General features: G+C 62.8%; 18 protein-coding genes. 1 reads left to right on the forward strand and 17 read right to left on the reverse strand.

The window, feature by feature from the left end; translation table 11 throughout:
* The 4 genes from WMC41_RS15935 to WMC41_RS15950 form a co-directional block, all read right to left on the reverse strand.
* Entirely contained in the window at positions 1–528 is a 528-nt protein-coding gene (locus WMC41_RS15935; RefSeq protein ID WP_432344676.1) for a hypothetical protein, read from the reverse strand.
* Complete coding sequence (locus WMC41_RS15940) at positions 525–947, reverse strand: hypothetical protein (RefSeq protein ID WP_432344677.1); 423 nt, start codon at positions 945–947, stop codon at positions 525–527. Before WMC41_RS15940 ends, WMC41_RS15935 begins: the two co-directional genes overlap by 4 nt.
* The gene (locus WMC41_RS15945) at positions 938–4792 is read right to left on the reverse strand and encodes a phage tail tip lysozyme (protein WP_432344680.1); all 3855 of its coding nucleotides are present in this window, start codon (positions 4790–4792) and stop codon (positions 938–940) included. Before WMC41_RS15945 ends, WMC41_RS15940 begins: the two co-directional genes overlap by 10 nt.
* Positions 4793–5159: 367 nt before the next feature.
* Entirely contained in the window at positions 5160–5585 is a 426-nt protein-coding gene (locus WMC41_RS15950) for a hypothetical protein (RefSeq protein WP_432344682.1), read from the reverse strand.
* Between the two features lie 53 nt (positions 5586–5638).
* Between WMC41_RS15950 and WMC41_RS15955 the strand changes: the two genes are divergently transcribed.
* The gene (locus tag WMC41_RS15955; RefSeq protein ID WP_432344684.1) at positions 5639–6034 is read left to right on the forward strand and encodes a hypothetical protein; all 396 of its coding nucleotides are present in this window, start codon (positions 5639–5641) and stop codon (positions 6032–6034) included.
* Between the two features lie 49 nt (positions 6035–6083).
* On the opposite strand, the gene WMC41_RS15960 is transcribed toward WMC41_RS15955, so the two are convergent.
* The 13 genes from WMC41_RS15960 to WMC41_RS16020 all read right to left on the reverse strand — a co-directional run bounded on the left by WMC41_RS15960 (position 6084) and on the right by WMC41_RS16020 (position 15651).
* Entirely contained in the window at positions 6084–6284 is a 201-nt protein-coding gene (locus WMC41_RS15960; protein WP_432344687.1) for a hypothetical protein, read from the reverse strand.
* Positions 6281–7216 carry a phage tail tube protein gene (locus WMC41_RS15965; RefSeq protein WP_432344689.1) on the reverse strand — a complete coding sequence of 312 codons (936 nt, stop codon included), beginning with the start codon at positions 7214–7216 and terminating at the stop codon, positions 6281–6283. Before WMC41_RS15965 ends, WMC41_RS15960 begins: the two co-directional genes overlap by 4 nt.
* 41 nt (positions 7217–7257) lie before the next feature.
* Entirely contained in the window at positions 7258–7695 is a 438-nt protein-coding gene (locus tag WMC41_RS15970) for a phage tail terminator-like protein (RefSeq protein WP_432344692.1), read from the reverse strand.
* Between the two features lie 3 nt (positions 7696–7698).
* Positions 7699–8331, reverse strand: coding sequence for a hypothetical protein (locus WMC41_RS15975; protein ID WP_432348359.1), 633 nt, complete (start codon positions 8329–8331; stop codon positions 7699–7701).
* A gap of 2 nt (positions 8332–8333) precedes the next feature.
* Positions 8334–8561, reverse strand: a complete 228-nt coding sequence (locus tag WMC41_RS15980) for a hypothetical protein (RefSeq protein ID WP_432344694.1) — start codon at positions 8559–8561, stop codon at positions 8334–8336.
* Entirely contained in the window at positions 8558–8947 is a 390-nt protein-coding gene (locus WMC41_RS15985; RefSeq protein WP_432344696.1) for a hypothetical protein, read from the reverse strand. Before WMC41_RS15985 ends, WMC41_RS15980 begins: the two co-directional genes overlap by 4 nt.
* On the reverse strand, positions 8944–9543 hold the full coding sequence (locus WMC41_RS15990) for a hypothetical protein (protein ID WP_432344698.1): 600 nt from the start codon (positions 9541–9543) through the stop codon (positions 8944–8946). Before WMC41_RS15990 ends, WMC41_RS15985 begins: the two co-directional genes overlap by 4 nt.
* A gap of 3 nt (positions 9544–9546) precedes the next feature.
* Entirely contained in the window at positions 9547–9825 is a 279-nt protein-coding gene (locus tag WMC41_RS15995; RefSeq protein WP_432344700.1) for a hypothetical protein, read from the reverse strand.
* A 62-nt stretch (positions 9826–9887) separates the two neighbouring features.
* Positions 9888–11078, reverse strand: a complete 1191-nt coding sequence (locus WMC41_RS16000) for a phage major capsid protein (RefSeq protein WP_432344703.1) — start codon at positions 11076–11078, stop codon at positions 9888–9890.
* A gap of 70 nt (positions 11079–11148) precedes the next feature.
* Positions 11149–12108 carry a head maturation protease, ClpP-related gene (locus tag WMC41_RS16005; RefSeq protein WP_432344705.1) on the reverse strand — a complete coding sequence of 320 codons (960 nt, stop codon included), beginning with the start codon at positions 12106–12108 and terminating at the stop codon, positions 11149–11151.
* Complete coding sequence (locus WMC41_RS16010) at positions 12089–13411, reverse strand: phage portal protein (RefSeq protein WP_432344707.1); 1323 nt, start codon at positions 13409–13411, stop codon at positions 12089–12091. Before WMC41_RS16010 ends, WMC41_RS16005 begins: the two co-directional genes overlap by 20 nt.
* A gap of 4 nt (positions 13412–13415) precedes the next feature.
* Positions 13416–15239 (reverse strand): terminase large subunit, encoded by a 1824-nt coding sequence (locus WMC41_RS16015; RefSeq protein ID WP_432344709.1) that lies wholly within the window; start codon positions 15237–15239, stop codon positions 13416–13418.
* On the reverse strand, positions 15211–15651 hold the full coding sequence (locus WMC41_RS16020; RefSeq protein WP_432344712.1) for a P27 family phage terminase small subunit: 441 nt from the start codon (positions 15649–15651) through the stop codon (positions 15211–15213). Before WMC41_RS16020 ends, WMC41_RS16015 begins: the two co-directional genes overlap by 29 nt.
* Positions 15652–15795 lie beyond the last annotated feature (144 nt).

Raw genomic sequence — 15795 nt, forward strand, 5'->3', positions numbered from 1 at the left:
CTACTTGTGCAGCCCCGGAAAGCTGTCCTTCGTCATCCGGCCCGCCGGGCACGGATCGTTCTCGATATCCGCCCGGGAGAAGGTCAGGATCACCTGGTCCGCGCCGATGTCATGCGACACGATATCGAGATCGCGGACCTCGTACTCGATCAGGTTCGGCGAACTGGCGAGGACCACGGCGATATGCACCGTCGGCACGGTCGAGACGGCGCGCACCGCCGTCACCAGCGCCTGGTCGACGAGCGCAAGGGCGATCTGGCCCGCCGCGGGCGCATCGTCCATGTCGGACGGCAAGACCGCCTCGGCGATGATATGCGCAAAGCCCTCGGTAATCGGGTTGCTGCCCATCCAGGTCGAGCGCGTGCCGCGGATATAGGGATCGAGCGACAATTCGTCCTTGTTGTCGGTCGAAAGCCGGATCGGCGAGGAAAGCTCCGGATGGGTGATATAGAACAGCACCACCTCGATTTCCGGCGAGGCCTGCGCATCCTGCATCTGCCGGGCGTTGAGCGAAACACGTCTGCTCATGGCATCACCACCAGAGAAAAGCTGATCCGAAAATCGATGCCAAGCACCGTGTCGGACGGCACCTGGTCACCGAATGAACAAAGCCACTGCTCCCCCAGGAGGATCGGCAGGCCGTCCCCCGTCAGGATGAATTCCGGCGTCTCGGTCAGCAGCCCCCAGCCATCCGTCACCGGGTCCGGCATCCAGAACAACGTTGATCCGCCATTCGTCGTGTCGTCATAGAACCGATCAAAGATCGCCTTCCCGTCGCGGCTGACGACCATGGAGAGCGACACGATCCGTCCCGTCGCGGAGAACCGGCGGCGGTAGCGGGGCGGGCCTGCGGCGCGCTGCGACCGCAGACGCCCGTCCTGCCGCGTGAAGTTCCATGTATCGCGCTCCGGCGGAGGCAGCGCCGCCGGCCAGGTCGCTATTGCCATTTGTTGTTCATCCGGCGCTTGACCCCGAACTGCTGCTCCATCTGGCGCGCCAGGGGGCTGCCCGGAGTGCCCATGGCTTCCGCCACAACGGAGCCGATGGTGACGATCTGCCGGCGACCGCCGCGACCGTCGGGCCGCTCCTCGGTCTTCACGGGCTCGCCGGAGTAATTGTTGATGACCTGGCTGAAGCCGCCGCCCTGCGAAACCTCGTTCCGGCCCGCAGCCGCAAGGCTTTCGGTCCGGTGGTTCGAAACGACCTGCGAGCCACGCGGCAGCCGCACGATCTCGCGGCCGCGCTCGCCCACCATGGCCAGTCCGCCCCGCGTCCATTCCGTCCCGTCGGCAAAGCCGTTGATCAGGAAGCTTCCGAGCGTGGTGTTCGGCGTGAAGCCGCTGAAGAGCGAGCCCCAGTTGAAGCCACCGCCCCCGGCACCGCCTCCGAGATTGATGCTCGAAAGCGCGTTGCCGAACTTGTCGAGACCGGTTCCGAAGGTGCCAAGCATATTCGTCGCCGAGCCCGCCGTTCCACCGAATTTCGCCAGCGCCTCATTCGCCCCATTCAAACGCCCGACGAAATTGTGCGCCCCCTCCGGATTTGCCCACGAAAAGCCGGAAGGGCGTTCGAAGCCGGCAAAAGCTGCCGTGGCGCTCCGGACGTCAGTCGAGTTTTTCAGCGCGGCCCAAGCCCGGCTCTCTGGGCCCATCAGTTCCGAATAGGCAAAACGATGCTGCGCAAGGGCGTCCGAGAGATTACCCTTCCCGCCGATTGCATCGAACAACCGGAAACGCCGGTCATTGTGCTGGTAGAGCCCGAACGCGTTGCCACCGTCGCCCACCGCCAGCGGATTGAAGGCACTCTCCGCTTTGATGTTGCCGAGGATGCCGGCCACCTGATGGTCCGCGAGGCCCTTCGATTTCCAGAAGTTCCAGGCAAGCGAGGCGCCCGAACCGCCGAGACCGGCGCTTCCCTTGGAGGCGCCGCCTGCGCCGAGCAGGTCGCCGAGCGTCGTCGTCGGCGAAAAGTTGTCATTGGCCGGACCAAATGGATTGCCGATCCCCGGCATCCCGCCGTTGACACTGACCGCCGTGGCCGTGACCGACATCGAGGCCGTCGACATTCCGCCGCCGAAGACCTTCGAGAACAGGCCGTTCAACCCACCGATATCGTTCAGCGTCTCGTGGTTCGTGCCGAGGAGGCCATTCTTGAGCGGATTGGCCACGCCCAGCTGGAGGATGGTCTTCGACCATTCCTTGGCTACATCCGCCAGGCCGCCAAGGGGATCGCCCTCGATGAAGCGGTCAAGAAGCGTGTCGATGCTTCCCTCGGCCGTGTCGCGCACGCGGCCCAACGCGGCCTCCTGCTTGCGCAGTTCGTCCGTCTGGAGCGCGATGTATTCCGCCTTGCGGAGATACTGCTCGGCCTCGCGGCTGCCGAGGTTGATCCCCATTTCCCGCAAGCGCATCTCCGCCTGCATCAGGGCGTTCGTACGGACCTGCGCAGCTTCGGACTGGCCGACCAGAGAAAGGCGTTGATTGATCGCGGCGATCTCACGATCCTGGCCGAGAAGGGCGCGCTGCGCGGCCATTTGCTCCGCCAGCCGGCCGTACTCGCTCGACTTCGCTCGAATGCGGCTGATCTCCTCTTCGTCGACGCTCGTATTGTTGCGCGCCGCCTCCGCCCGAAGCTCCGCTATGAGGCGGTGCTCCATCCGCAAGCGTTCCTGCTCGGAAATCGTCCTGCCGATCAGGGAAAGCTCGACCTGCTGCTGCGCCATCGATGCGTCCAGCGCCCGAGCACGGTCCCGACGGGCGTCAAGAAGCTGCCGTTCCGCCTGCGCCAGGGCAAGCGCACCGGCCTGCTCGATCCGCTGCCGCCGCACCGCGGCGGTCTCATTCATGTCGAAACGGGCGCCCTCCAACCGCCTTGCGGCTTCCGCTCTCTCTTGAGGGGAGCGAGCCGACAAGCCGTACATCTCGGCATCGAATGCCTGCTGGCTCAGATTCAGCGCACGACGGGTTTCTCGCTGAAGTTCCTCATATGCAGCCATATCCTTGCGTGAGATAAGTCCTTGGGACAGGAGCATAGGGTTTGTCGAGAGCGGGCCGACCGAATTGAAAAACCGGTCAGCCTCCTGGTTGGCCTTCTGCGCCGCCCGAGCGTATTCTTCGACGGGCTTCGTCGCAGCGACGATATCGTCGGCAAGCTTGCGGATACCGTTGTTCTGGCTGACCAGCGCCAGCTCCGAGATTTCTCGCTGAAGGTCAAAAATGTCTATGGCGAGTTTCGAAATATCTGGCGACGCACTGTTGGCGTGCTCCGTAAGGAGCCCGACTTTCTCCGTGAGGAGGCCGAACATCGGCTCGTTGCGGAATGCACGCGGATCAGCGCCTATCGCCTGACGATTGGCCGCAGCGGCGCTCGTGATGCTTTGCAGAATGTCGGGGATTTGCCTGCGCAGCGCATCCCTCATCTGAGCGCCACTCATCTCAACGCCTAAGCTGATGACCGCCGAGCTGCGCTGGCCGTACTGACTTTGCTTCTCAATGACGCCGCCCCACTGCTCAGCGAGATCCTTGAGGGTCTGCTGATGTCGCTTGAGGATGTTGTCGAAGTTTTCGGCTTCCTTGCTGGAGCTCAGGAGACCCGATCCAAACTGGATGGCTGCGGCGGCGGCCGTCGTCAGGCCGATCGCGATCAGCGAAACGGGATTGACCATGCCGGCAAGGCCCGCAAGGCTGGTGGAAAGCGCCTCGCGCCCAGACATGCCGGCATAGGCACCCGCGAGCTGGGAGCCCTGCTGAAGCCCGATCATGGCCGGGTTCATGCCCATCGCCGCCGTCATCGCAATATCTTGAAACTGGAACATCGCATTCGTCGCGGCGAAATTCCGTCCGCCGACGCCGCTGGCCGGCTCTGCCAACCGGCCACGGGCCATGGCCTGAGCCCGTGCCAGTTCGGTCGCGCTGATCTCGCCACGCTGCGCGAGGACTGCATACTCCGCGAGTTCGGCATTCACCCGTTCCTGTAGCGCTCGAACAGGATCGAGCTGCGCTCGCAAAAGGGCAGCCTTCTGTGCGTACCTCTCCGCCTCGCGCGCGGCCTCCTCGAACACGGCGGCGGATGCCCTGGCATCTGTCCCGAAACCTCCGATCCCGAGGCGGGTATTCAGATCCGACGCGAAATAGGACGAGCTTTGGGCGGACCGCATCTTGGCGATCTGCTCAAGCTGAGCGATGCGGGAAAACTCCGCTTCGAACACCGACGCCGAGGAGGCCGCCGCGCCGACGGGACTGATGCCCACGCCGAGGAACTGGTCAAAGCGACTGCGGTTCGCCTCCGCCGCCTGGGCCGCGCGCGCTTCAGCCGCCATGCGAGAATATGACGCTGTCAAATCCTCGACGGCGGAGGACTGCGAGGTCAGGCTCTCCATCGCCATGCGCGATGCGGCCGCGAGATTGTGGTTGCCCTGGGCAAGCCGCGATTGCGGGTCGATTGCCTGGCCGTATCGGCGGCTAAGGTTCTCGATCGCAACGGCGGCCTGCTCGGTGGTGAGCTTGCCCCTGTCCAACCCTGATCCGACGATCTTCAGGTTTCGCTCGAAATCGGCGGCCGCGGCATATCCCGTGACGAATTGGCGCTTCAACCTCTCGACCCCGTCGGACGCGCGGCTCAGGGAGGTCTCGGTGACGGTCGCCTGTGCCCCCACGCTCTGGATCGCGCTCGCCGCCTCTCTCGAAGATGCGACCATGGCGTCGTCGGCCGCCTTCTTCTGCTGCGCGCCACGAACATAGCCCGCCACGTTCATGTCGGCGGTCACAAGGAGTTGCTTCAGTTGAACCGTCATGCACGGGTCTCCCGGTCCTTTTTCAGCGCCTCTGCCTTGTCGGCTTCATCGCGCTGCATTTTCAGGTATTCGCCGTCGATCGCGTTCATGAACATATGAAAGAGACGCAGGTCGTCCCCTTCGATCCCATGGTCGCGGGCGTATTGGCTGAGGGCCTGGTAATAGATCGGCCCCTCGCCGCCCATCGAGCCGATGAAGCGGTCGTACTGCAGGGCGTCGAAGGCCACAAAGTACAGATCGTGCCAGGCGCGAGTTTCAAACTCTGCGAGAACACGAGCAGATTGCTGAAGCCACTCGACATCTGGCTCAGCAGCGGCGATTTCCGCCTTCCAGTCTTCCAGTTCGATCTCCTGCGCGGATTTGCCGGCTATTCGAAACTTTTCGCGGAAGGCGATGCGGAGTTTTTTACCTCGTCCCCCAGATACACCGCGTCCGTCAGAGAGATCATCGCCGCGGCGTTCTGGACCGATGCGATGAAGTTGCGCCCCTCCGGAACGCACAGCATTTCCGCCGCAGCCTCCTTGGAATAGGGCACGTCGAAACCGTCCCAGTCATGGAGGATGTGCTCGTACAGCAGCTTGCCGATGCCGACCGTACGGACATCGGCGGGCACCGGGTCCAGCTTGTATTTCCGGGCCCAACTCTGCTCCAGCAGATGGAGCGCGGTCTGGTACGCGGGCAGATGGAGCGATGAGACGAGGAAGCGCGCGCCCGGGAATTCCGCGCTGGGCATCCAATCGCCTTTGCGCTCACGGTCGAGGTCGACTTTCAGGGAGGAGAGCTTGATGGTCACTTAGAAATTCTCCATGCTCGCCACGGTGCTGATAACGCTACGTGGAGGGTGGGATGAACAGGCTCTTTTTGAGCGTGGCTATGGCGGCAGGCCTGTACGGCGCAGCCTATGCGGAAGACGGCACAAAGTGTGCCGCCGGCTCCCCTGACATCGTCAAAGTCGACTATTGGTCACCATTTCTGGCCGGCGTAATGGTGGATTACATCAATGCCACCGGACGGGAGATACAGATGATCCACGCGAAGGCGATCGTTACCGATGCGCTCGGCGCGGTTGTCGCTGAAGCGGAATTGCCGCCGGATGAGGCGCTCGGAGTGAAGGCGATGAGCTATGTAATTATTCTTGTCGACCCGAAGCGGAAGATTTCGAGCGACAATATTGGAAACTTTAAGGCCGTCGTTTGCACCACTTCCGTGCTTTACAAGGGTGGTGAAACGCAATCCTTTTAGATTCTCTATGCGCAGTCACGCCGACCTTACCCTGCCGCAGACTGCCGGGTCATTTTCGCATTGTCGATCCAGCCAGCAAACCCTTCGACCGGATCAGCGCAGCATACGCGGCGGGCACCGGAACGCTTTCGACGCCGGCCTGAAACTCCACCGGCGTCTTCCCGTCGGGATACCCCGTGAAGGAAACCGCCGGAACGAAGGTCTCGGTAGCCGGAGTGGCCGGCGGTGCATCGGAGGTCTTCTTCGTCATGGCGCCACCGCCCGGGTGATCGACATCGTCGCGGCCGACGTCGCGTCGTAGTAGGCTTGGAAAGGCACGTCCATGATCACGGCGTTGCCATTGCCCGTCCCGCGCGGCCCGCCGTCGAGAAGCTTCATCTTCGGCATGGCGATCGTGTACGAGTTGCCCAGCTCGTCGGTGAGCGGAACAGTCAGGCCGACGTCGTCATGGTCGAGGATCGCCTGATAGGCGTACAGGTTCTCGAAATATGTCGTCATGGTCCCGGTCACCTCGAAACGGCCGAGACCGTGGCCATAGGGCTCGTACTGGCCGAGCACGTCGTCCTGCCGGACATTGCCATTGATGCGCATCGTCAGCGCCTGCATCTTGGGCGAGGCCGTGACGCCGCCGAGCGCCAGTGCGCCGACATTGAGCGCGGCATTGAAGACCGGCGTCTCGGTCGGATTGGTATAGGTGGCGCCCGAGATGATGGCCGACGTCGGCGTCGGGCTGCCGATACCCATCACACCCCAGTTTGCCTGGACCGACTGCCGCGCGCGCAGCGTCAGGTCGAGCGTGTTCCAGCGGACCCCGTAGTACCGCAGGAAGCTGCTCGTCGCGCCATGCTTGAAGGTGTTCTCCAGCGTCCCCGTCTTGTCGAGCACGCTGTTCTTGAGGACGTCGCTCGACCATTCCGACCGGAACAGGCGAGCGAGCCAGGTGTCGAACGTGCCGAAGCTCAACAGCGTGTTGATGCTGCCGGCGACCGAGCGGCCGACATCGACGATGGACCGCACGTTCAGGTCGGGCGTGACCTCGTTCGGCACGTCCGTCTGCTTGGCGACGCGCAGGTCGGAATCGACGTAGCGCATCACCTGGAAGGTCGGGGTGGCGGGGATCGTGCCCGGCGTCGCTTCCGTGACGTCGGCAAGCCGCACCTGAGAGCCGTCAGCAACGGTCATGGTGGAAACTCCTTATCGTAGGTTAGGGATGTGACGGATCGTCAGGCTGTGGCTTCCCGCCGATGCCAATGGATGGCGGCGGTGAGAGCCCAGTAATTCGGAATGTCCTCGCCGGGCTCGCCGGCGCCGATGCTCATCTCCGGCATCTGCAAGGTCTCGCCGGTGGCGATATCGACAAGCACCGCCTGCTCGCGGAAGAGCGCCAGAAGATCCTTCGCCCAGACGCGTGCCTGCTTGCTACCGCCTCCCGAGGGGATCATGACGTGCATGAATGTCGAACCGCGCTCCAGCCAGAGGTTCGCGCCGGGCGCCCCGATGCTCTCCTGGTTGAATTCGTCACCGTAGATCTCGACGTAGACAAAGGGCTGGCCGGCCTCCACGAGATGCTGGCTAGGCTCGTTCTCGAAGGCGAGCGGCGTCGCGGTCCAGTTCTCGCGCAACCGCGCCTCGAAGGCGTCGTAGACTTCAGGGCTGGCCATGGATCACACCGCGTTGATAATGATTGCCGGATAGGTGATTGGCATCCCGGCCTGCCGGTCCTTCCGGCGGCCCTGACTGCGCTTCAGGATGTACGGCACGCCGGCGTGAAGTCCGGATGATGCGTTCAGGAACCTGACATCGAAGCTGAAGATGTCGCGATACCGGCGAGCGAGCGCGTTTTTCGCGTTCTGGAAATGGCGCCGGCCCGGCCCATTGGCCCCGACCTCCATCTTTCGTGTGTACGGCCGGACGTTGATGATCACGACTTCCGCCGTCGCCGGGATTGACTTGTATTCGGCAACCGGCCGCTGATCGGCCAGCACCATGAACCCGCTCGCATACCGCCCACTCTTCCGCGGCACCCGCTTTCGCAACTCGTCCAGCGCCTCGCGAATGACGACGGGCCAGTTGACGAACTGGTAGACGATCGGCCCTGGAGCGATGACGCTCTCCTCCGGCGCGCCCTGAACGCCGTTCACATAGCGCTCGTAGTTGGTCGAGGCCTGCCCGGAGGAGATGACGCGGCGCAGCTCCTGCTTGGCGAAGGCGGCGAGCGTGCGGTTGATCTCCTGCGGCTCCAGGCCGGCCGTCGCAAGCTTCAGGTCTCGCTCGAAGAATTCGAAGCCGGTCGCCACGGTCAATCGCCCTCGATGACCTTTACGACGCCGTGGCGGCGTTCGATCTTGGCGCATTCGCCGTCGAGCACGAGCCGACCGTCTTCGCCCTCGGCGTAGATATCGACATATCCTTCGTCGGTATCTACCTCCCGCACGCGCTTCATCTCGGCGCCGTCCAGAAAGACTCGCTGGTTGCGATAGTGCAGCCGCCAGTAACTCGGCGTCCATTCGTCGACGGTCAACTTCATCCTGCCACCACCATGTCGGAACGAACCCAGGCGCCATTGAGCAGCTTCGGTTTCGGTGCCTTGATTTCGCGCGGGCGCCCCTGAACCAAGACCTTGTCGCTCGATTTCGGAATGCGCTGGTCAACGTTGTTGCCGGCGATGATGTTCTCGTCCGTCCCCGGCCAGCCCGCGGCAACAATCTGTGTCGGCGAGATGATGACCTTTAGATCGTCAACGGTGATCTTGCCGGCGATCTCGTCGGCGGAGACGGCCCGCACAAAAGCACGGCATGTAACCGAAACGGTGACATTAACGCCGCCGCGCTTCACGACACGGCTGATGACGATGTCCTCTCCGTGTCGCGCAAGCTGCCGGTCGAGCATGGCGATAGCGGCATCGGGCGTCATGTGCGCGACACCTTGAGACCGCGAAGCAAGCGCTCGGCAGTGTTTCTGATGATGTTCCCTGCTTGCTCGCTGACGGTGTAGGTGGTGGTGCCGACACCCTCGACTTCCTCGGAGCGAAGGAAGAGGTTTTCAGCAGCGAGCGCCTTCATATTCTGCACCGACATGATCACCGCCTGCTTCACCTGAGGCGGGATCGGGCCGGTGTCGTCGGCTTCGCTGAACCCCGCTTCATATCGAATTCGAAGGCCGATACAGTGCCGAAACACCTGCGCACCCTGCTTGAACACGATGGTTTCCCGACGCTTGAAGTAATATCCGGCGTCGAGCTCCGTTTCGGTGCCAGTCGTGTCGGTGTAGTGCGCGCTGACAATGCGGATGATCGGCGGAAGCGGAAGGTCCACCCACCAACTCGACCAGAAGCCCGAGATTTCCAGCGTTTGCTTGCCGATCGAGCGGCGCAGCCAGCCGTAGGGACCGTCGATTTCCCCCACCGCAGCAGCGATCATCGCCGCAATGGCGGGATCGTCAGGCGCGTGAGAACCGGGGATGTCCGCCGGCGTCACGAATGGCTGCGGTGGGATGATGACGGTGATCATGGCTTACTTGCCGGCCTTGTCGGCGTCGGTGACCTTGGTGTTGACGCCCTGAGCGTTCAGCATGTCCGCGACGGCCTCGGCGCCCGACTTGTTCGGGTCGTTGAAGTCGATGCGGTTCTGATCGATGGAGGTCCCTTTGCGCGGGTCGGCATCGACAGCCGGATGCGTCATATCGACGTCCGGAACGATCTGCATCGGGGCGCCGGACGGATCAACTTCCGTGGCCGGGGGGATGTTCGCCGGCTTATCGCCCGCGTTCTCGGTGGGTTTGGTGTTTGCCATGTTCCTGTTCCTTTTGCTGTCTCAGGAGGGTGAACGGCGCCGAAAGGCGCCGTCCAGATGCGTCAGGCCGCAATCTTCAGCGCGCGCATAGGCTCGGGGTTGTAGACACCGCCGCCGACGCGCTTGGTCGTGTAGAAGTGCACGAACGGCTTGTTGGTGAAGGGGTCACGAAGAACGCGAATGCCCACACGGTCGACAACGAGATACGTCGCTTCCATGTCACCGTAGAGCGCAGCGATGTTGCCGGCCGCGATGTTCGGCATATCGGCAACCTCGACGATCGGAACGCCGGCGAGCGTGGACGGCTGTCCTTGGGCATAGCTCGGCTGCCAGAGGTAGTTGTTCTGGCCATCCTTCAGCTTGCGCATCGAGCCGATGCTCAGGCGGTTGGTGTAGAGCTTGGCATTGCCGGAGAACTGGCCCGGGAGATCGTAGAACAGGTCGATGAAGCCGTCGGAGGTCAGCGCGGCGGCAGCACCGCTGTTCTTTACCGCAATCGCGCCCCACGGATGGCGTGCGGCGTTTGCGGCGCCGGTGACATAGGTCAGGATGCCATGCGGCTTGTTGGTGCCATCGCCACCCACAAAGGCGATACCTTCCTGGCGCGCGAATTCGGTGTCAACTTCGTCGCCAAGCCAGACTTCCAGATCGATCGCCGAATCGTCGAGCATGCCCTGAGAAATTGCCGGGTTGGCGTAGATCTCGCCCGGGACGAAATCGAGCATGGCAAGCTGCGGCGTGCTCGTGGCCGGGCGCGACGCGGTTTCGCCGACCCAGCCGGAGCCGACCGCGCGATCCGTGAACAGCTTCTTGAAACCGGCGGTGGAAATCGAGATGACGCGCGAATTTGCGCGGATCGGCGAAATCACCTTGAGCTTGCCGGTGATCGTGCGGTCCCACTCGATCGGAGCGAGATAGCCGCCATCGGCGTCCGCGCTCTTCTGCATGGCGGCGGAGACGTCGCCGCGGCGCATATGGGCCTTGAAGTCCTTGATGTACTCGGGGTCACCCGGCAGATCGCCGATAACCCCGACGCCGGACGCCGCCGCCAGCTTGGCATTCAGATCGTCGACTGCCTTCTGGAAATTGGCCTCCATGTCGGAAATCGCCGTATTGATGCGCTCGACCTTCTCGGCGACGATCACGTCGGCCTTGCCCTTCAAGTTGTCGTCGTTCGCCTTCTTGAACTCTTCGAAGGCGGCCTTGATCTCGGCAAGCATGGCCGCCGGGTTGGAGGCATCGGCGCGGGGCATGGTGATCACGGCGCGCGGGCGTGCGAGGGCCATTGCGCCCTTTGCGAAATGCATGGTCATGGGATTTCTCCTATTTCGACCGGATTGAGGAAAGCAGGTCGGTCAGTCCCGACCAGTCGTCAGCGCCAGCGCCGGGCGTGGCTTCAAGGGCAGCGCCAGGCGTACCCTTGATCTTGTTGAGGCGGGCGCGCGCGTCACTGCGCTTCATGCCCGCCGACACGAGCGACAATTCCATCGCCCGGATTTCGTTGACCTCAGCGTCGCGCGCCTTGGCGTCCTCGTCGATTGTCATTGCATCAGCCGGCAGGAGGGCATCGGCAAAACCACGCTCAATCGCCTGCGAGCCAGACATATAGGTCTCGGCGTCCATCCACTTGGCGATAAACTTCGCATCCTTGCCGGTGCGGGACGCGTAGAGGTCGACCATCGCCTGGTCGAACGGCTCCAGCCATTCCGCGGTCTCGCGCATGTCGTGGCGGTTGCCCATAGCGAGCACCCAGCAGTTATGAATCATGAGGAAGGACGCCGCGCCGATCTCGATCGTGTCGCCGGCCATGGCGATGATCGACGCCGCCGAGGCTGCCATGCCCATGACCTTGACCGTCACCGGCTGAGGGTGCTCTCGGAGGATATTGAAGATCGCAATCCCTTCGAACATATCGCCGCCGGGGCTGTTGACGTGGACCTCAACAGGGCGCGGACCAATTGCCTTCAGCTGCGAAGCGACCTTCTTTGCCGTGACGCCACCGCCAGTCCAGAAGTCTTCGCCAATGGTCTCGAACATGGTGATGACGTTGTCGCCCTTCTCCAGCGCACGAACGCCGGCCGCGTCATCAGTCCACCGGTCGAAAACATTCGGCTTCGTGAAAGCGCTGACTTCTCGGTTCGCCGGCAGCGGCAGCGCGCCCGGACGCGTCCTGGCATTCGGCCTGCCGGTCGCACCACGGGGCGGCTTGGCAACCGAACTGCCGACGATCACCGCCGACGGCTTCGGCTTTGAAGCGGATGGGCTATGCGTCATCTTCGTCATCCTCAACAGGAGATTTCTTCTTCGGCGTTTTCTTCGGCTCAGGCTCCGGGTCATCGAGCCCAGGGCCACCGTTGTGGCCCATCATCGGGTTGACCGGCGCCTCACGCTCCGGCAGGTCCATCACGTCGCGGACCTCGTCATAGTGCATCCAGCCCTGATGACCGCCCGCCCCCATCGCCTTCGCGAAATAGTCGGCCTGGTCCTTGAGCGAGCCCCGCAGGAGTGCGCCTGGGTTGAATTTCGCCTCGTAGATTTCGGCCTCGTCGTCATCGAGGAGGCAGCGAGCAATTGACTGCTCCCAAGCCTCGAACCAGGGGCCGAGGGCGTAGGCGACGAAGAACTGGCCAAGCGCCTCGATGCCAGACCCCCAACTGGTCTCATCGACCATGAGAAGCGGGCGCGGCACACCGGTTACGCGGGCAATCTCTTCGACCTGAAGCTTGCGCAGCTCGGACATCTGCGCATCTCGGGCCGACGATCCGAGGATCTTGTACTGTGCCTTTTCAAGGATCGGCGTAGATCCGGCCTTGTCGGCGCCCGTGTGGCGTTCAGCCCAAGACGTTTTCAGACGCTCGTAGGCGTCTTCACTCATTTCGTCGGCGGATTCGATGACGCCATCGATGAATGAGCCGTTCTTGAAGATGCGGCCCGCCGCGAGCTCGGCAGACAGCGCAAGGCCGATCGCCTCGCGTGCCTGCTCGACGAGCGAGAACCCGTTGATACCGTCGAGCGACACGCCCCGAAGATGAAAGATGTCAGAGGCCTTGTATCGTACCCTCTGCCCCGTTACCGGCTGGTACACGTAATCGAGCGTCCAGTCCGGCAACATCTTCACCGTCATGCGGCGCGGGTCGAGCGGCACAAGCCCGGTGATGATCTTTTTGCCCGTCCGCAGGCTCGTGGACCGCAAGATCAACGCATAGGCGTTCTTGTGGACCAGCGCGCGAAGCTGCATGGTTGCCCGGAAATCGAACGCCGATTGGAAGCTGTTGGGCTTGCGGTGCAGCACCTTGAACAGCGGGTGCTCCGTGGCTTTCTTCTTGGTCTCCTGATTCTTCAGGTGGAGCGGGAGCATGCCCATGGAATTCGAGATGAGGCTGACGGCCCGAAACATGGCCGGGTTCTTCAGCGCGGTCTCGACGTTGACGGTGAATCCAGACGCCGCCAGAAGCCCGTCGCGAAGAAACGCGATGACGTTCGGATCTGACAGCGACATCGTCACGTATTCTTCACCGCTCGCGCGCGGCGACGATTTGCCGGCAGCTTTGCCACTACCCGGCCAGAAGCGCTCTAGAATACCCATCAGGTTATACCGTCCGGATTCCGCGTGTTGCGTAAGGCGATTTCTTCGCCTCTTCGAGCTCGTTGTCGGCCGCGCCGACGGCCATCGCGATCGTCACCATTCCGTCGATCCTTCCTCGGGAGCGGTTCTTGTCGAACGCGCGGTTATTCTGGCCATCGGTATCGACCGCCGCGTTGGCAGCGCAGGAGTAAGTCACGGGCGAATTGTCGATCGTGATCGTCTTTTTCAGTATGCGATCCTCAAGCTTTTCGATGGACCGCGGCATGGTAAGTTGCTTGTCCTCGAAGCGGACAAGCTTGCCCTGCGCGTGGCTGACGAGCTTCAGGCCGACGCCTTTCGCCTCCTTTGGCCCCTTGTATCTCCAGACCGGGAAACCGATGTCCTCGCAGGCCGCAATGAAATCGGCGATGCCGGCCGGGTCGAAGGCCATGAACTCGACCTCATGCTCAGCGCATATTCTTTTGACCTCTGCAGCGATGAAGGACTTGTCGATGACCGCGCCCGGCACCGCCGTCAGCGCAACGTCAGGATTTGCGGCCCAGGTCTCGTAGGGCGCATGGTCGGCAAGACCGCGCTCCTTCAGCCGGTCGTTCGTCGTCCAGTAGAACGTCTTGGCGTGAAGGTGGCCCTTCGCGTCGATCCAGACGACGGTCAGGGCCGTGAGGTCGTTTTTCTGCGACAGGTCGAGCGAGAGCCAGCACTTGCAGCCCTTCATCTTCTTCTCGTCGACTAACCCCTGCACCGCCGACCAGGCGTCTTCCGCAATCCAGAAATCGGTTGAGCCGATCGGGATGCCGAAATACAGCCTCTTGACCGAGAACGCCGTCGAAAGAAGCTGTTTGGCGGTGTTCACCCGCCCCTGAATGTTCTCCAGCGGGAACGTGACGCCCAGCGCCGGCAAGGCCTTCTGCCAAACCTCCGGTCGCTCGAAGACATCGGCTCGGTCAGCAACGTCAACGCGGGCCACGAAAGCAAAGGCCTCGTCGTCCTCGAATTCCCCTTTCGCGACCTTCTGATAGTAGTCGGAATATTCGGTTCCGACGATCTGGGTCGATGCCGGAGTGTTCGTGCCGAGCAGCATCAGCGCGTCGCCCGGCATCTTCGCAATTGCTTCTTTCCAGAGCTCAATCGAGGCGTTCGATTTGAACTCGTGGATCTCGTCTGCCGCTACCAGCGTCGGCTTCGGTCCAGACACCGCCTCGCCGTTCGCAAGCGACTGGAAGATCGAAACATTGTCGCCGTCGCCGGGGAACTCGATCTTCCAAGCGTTGTCGCCTTCGCCGCGAACAATCGCTTCACCTCGGGCGACCATCGTGTCGCCGTCCTCATGTCCCGGCGTCGTTGCCCGGCACATCGCCACGGCATCCTTGAATAGGACGTTCGCCGTGTTCTTGTCCTGGCCGATGGCGAAGACCTTGGCGCGCTCTATCCCGTAGAACCCGGCCATGTAGATGCCGATGCCGGCCATCAGCGGGCTTTTCGCCTGGCCCTTTCCGGTCTCCAGCCATCCGGACCGGAAGCGCATCCGCCCGCTCGCGCGCCGCCATCCGAAGAGCGACCCCGCGCAGAACACATGCCAGGGCAGCGGGTCAAATGGGTGCCCGACCTTGGCGCCCTCCGTGATCGACAGCATCGCCGGCAAGAAGCGCAGCGGGCGTGTTGCGGCTTCAACCGACCAATACAGGCCGCGCGACGGGCCATCCCGCAAATCCCGAAGATGCCTTTCCGCAGCCGCGGCGACGAGCTCGCCGACAACAATCTTCTCGTCGAGGGCGTCTTTCGCCCACGCCGTTACAGGATCATGAGCCCTTTCGCTTGGTGAACTCATCGGACGGCCGGGTCACTTTCGTTTTGCGCTCTGCCTTGGTGGCGGCCGACCGGCGCCGTGGCGAAAGGCCGAATTCTGCTTCGAGCACCGCGGCGTCCGATGCCATTTCGCGCATGGCAACGAAATGAGGGCTGGTGCGGGCTATTGCTTTCGGATTGCCTCGCTTCGGGCGAGTGACCGCGCCGTTTTCGGCGACCTCCCGCAAGGAGCGATCGTAGAGGACATACGCGACGACGAGACGCTGCAGCGCATGGGCATTGCCCGGTGACATCAGGGCCCGGTCCTTGAGCTCCGTCGTGATCCGACGCCAATGCTCATGTGCCTGGCCGATTTCGAGCACATCGTTGAAGACGCTTTCCCAATCCGGTTCGGCGACAATCTCACCGGTGCCATCAATTCCGACAACGTTCATGACAAATCACCCCTTCGGGGTGGCCCCAACTTTTTGTTCCAGTTTTGATCTCAGTGCGAACGCTGCCCCCGGCCGGTCCAGCCCCCGAGGCCACCTGGACTTTCGCACCCCCCGGGTTAGGGTGAAGGTTCTGCATCCAACGGG

Origin of the sequence: Shinella yambaruensis (genome assembly GCF_050859155.1) — a bacterium.
GTDB lineage: Bacteria > Pseudomonadota > Alphaproteobacteria > Rhizobiales > Rhizobiaceae > Shinella > Shinella yambaruensis.

Excerpts from the sequence above, each read along its gene's own strand:
- WMC41_RS15935 (WP_432344676.1), bottom strand. The coding sequence starts at position 528 with ATGAGCAGACGTGTTTCGCTCAACGCCCGGCAGATGCAGGATGCGCAG.
- WMC41_RS15940 (WP_432344677.1), bottom strand. The coding sequence starts at position 947 with ATGGCAATAGCGACCTGGCCGGCGGCGCTGCCTCCGCCGGAGCGCGAT.
- WMC41_RS15945 (WP_432344680.1), bottom strand. The coding sequence starts at position 4,792 with ATGACGGTTCAACTGAAGCAACTCCTTGTGACCGCCGACATGAACGTG.
- WMC41_RS15955 (WP_432344684.1), top strand. The coding sequence starts at position 5,639 with ATGAACAGGCTCTTTTTGAGCGTGGCTATGGCGGCAGGCCTGTACGGC.
- WMC41_RS15960 (WP_432344687.1), bottom strand. The coding sequence starts at position 6,284 with ATGACGAAGAAGACCTCCGATGCACCGCCGGCCACTCCGGCTACCGAG.
- WMC41_RS15965 (WP_432344689.1), bottom strand. The coding sequence starts at position 7,216 with ATGACCGTTGCTGACGGCTCTCAGGTGCGGCTTGCCGACGTCACGGAA.
- WMC41_RS15970 (WP_432344692.1), bottom strand. The coding sequence starts at position 7,695 with ATGGCCAGCCCTGAAGTCTACGACGCCTTCGAGGCGCGGTTGCGCGAG.
- WMC41_RS15980 (WP_432344694.1), bottom strand. The coding sequence starts at position 8,561 with ATGAAGTTGACCGTCGACGAATGGACGCCGAGTTACTGGCGGCTGCAC.
- WMC41_RS15985 (WP_432344696.1), bottom strand. The coding sequence starts at position 8,947 with ATGACGCCCGATGCCGCTATCGCCATGCTCGACCGGCAGCTTGCGCGA.
- WMC41_RS15990 (WP_432344698.1), bottom strand. The coding sequence starts at position 9,543 with ATGATCACCGTCATCATCCCACCGCAGCCATTCGTGACGCCGGCGGAC.
- WMC41_RS15995 (WP_432344700.1), bottom strand. The coding sequence starts at position 9,825 with ATGGCAAACACCAAACCCACCGAGAACGCGGGCGATAAGCCGGCGAAC.
- WMC41_RS16000 (WP_432344703.1), bottom strand. The coding sequence starts at position 11,078 with ATGCCCCGCGCCGATGCCTCCAACCCGGCGGCCATGCTTGCCGAGATC.
- WMC41_RS16005 (WP_432344705.1), bottom strand. The coding sequence starts at position 12,108 with ATGACGAAGATGACGCATAGCCCATCCGCTTCAAAGCCGAAGCCGTCG.
- WMC41_RS16010 (WP_432344707.1), bottom strand. The coding sequence starts at position 13,411 with ATGGGTATTCTAGAGCGCTTCTGGCCGGGTAGTGGCAAAGCTGCCGGC.
- WMC41_RS16015 (WP_432344709.1), bottom strand. The coding sequence starts at position 15,239 with ATGAGTTCACCAAGCGAAAGGGCTCATGATCCTGTAACGGCGTGGGCG.
- WMC41_RS16020 (WP_432344712.1), bottom strand. The coding sequence starts at position 15,651 with ATGAACGTTGTCGGAATTGATGGCACCGGTGAGATTGTCGCCGAACCG.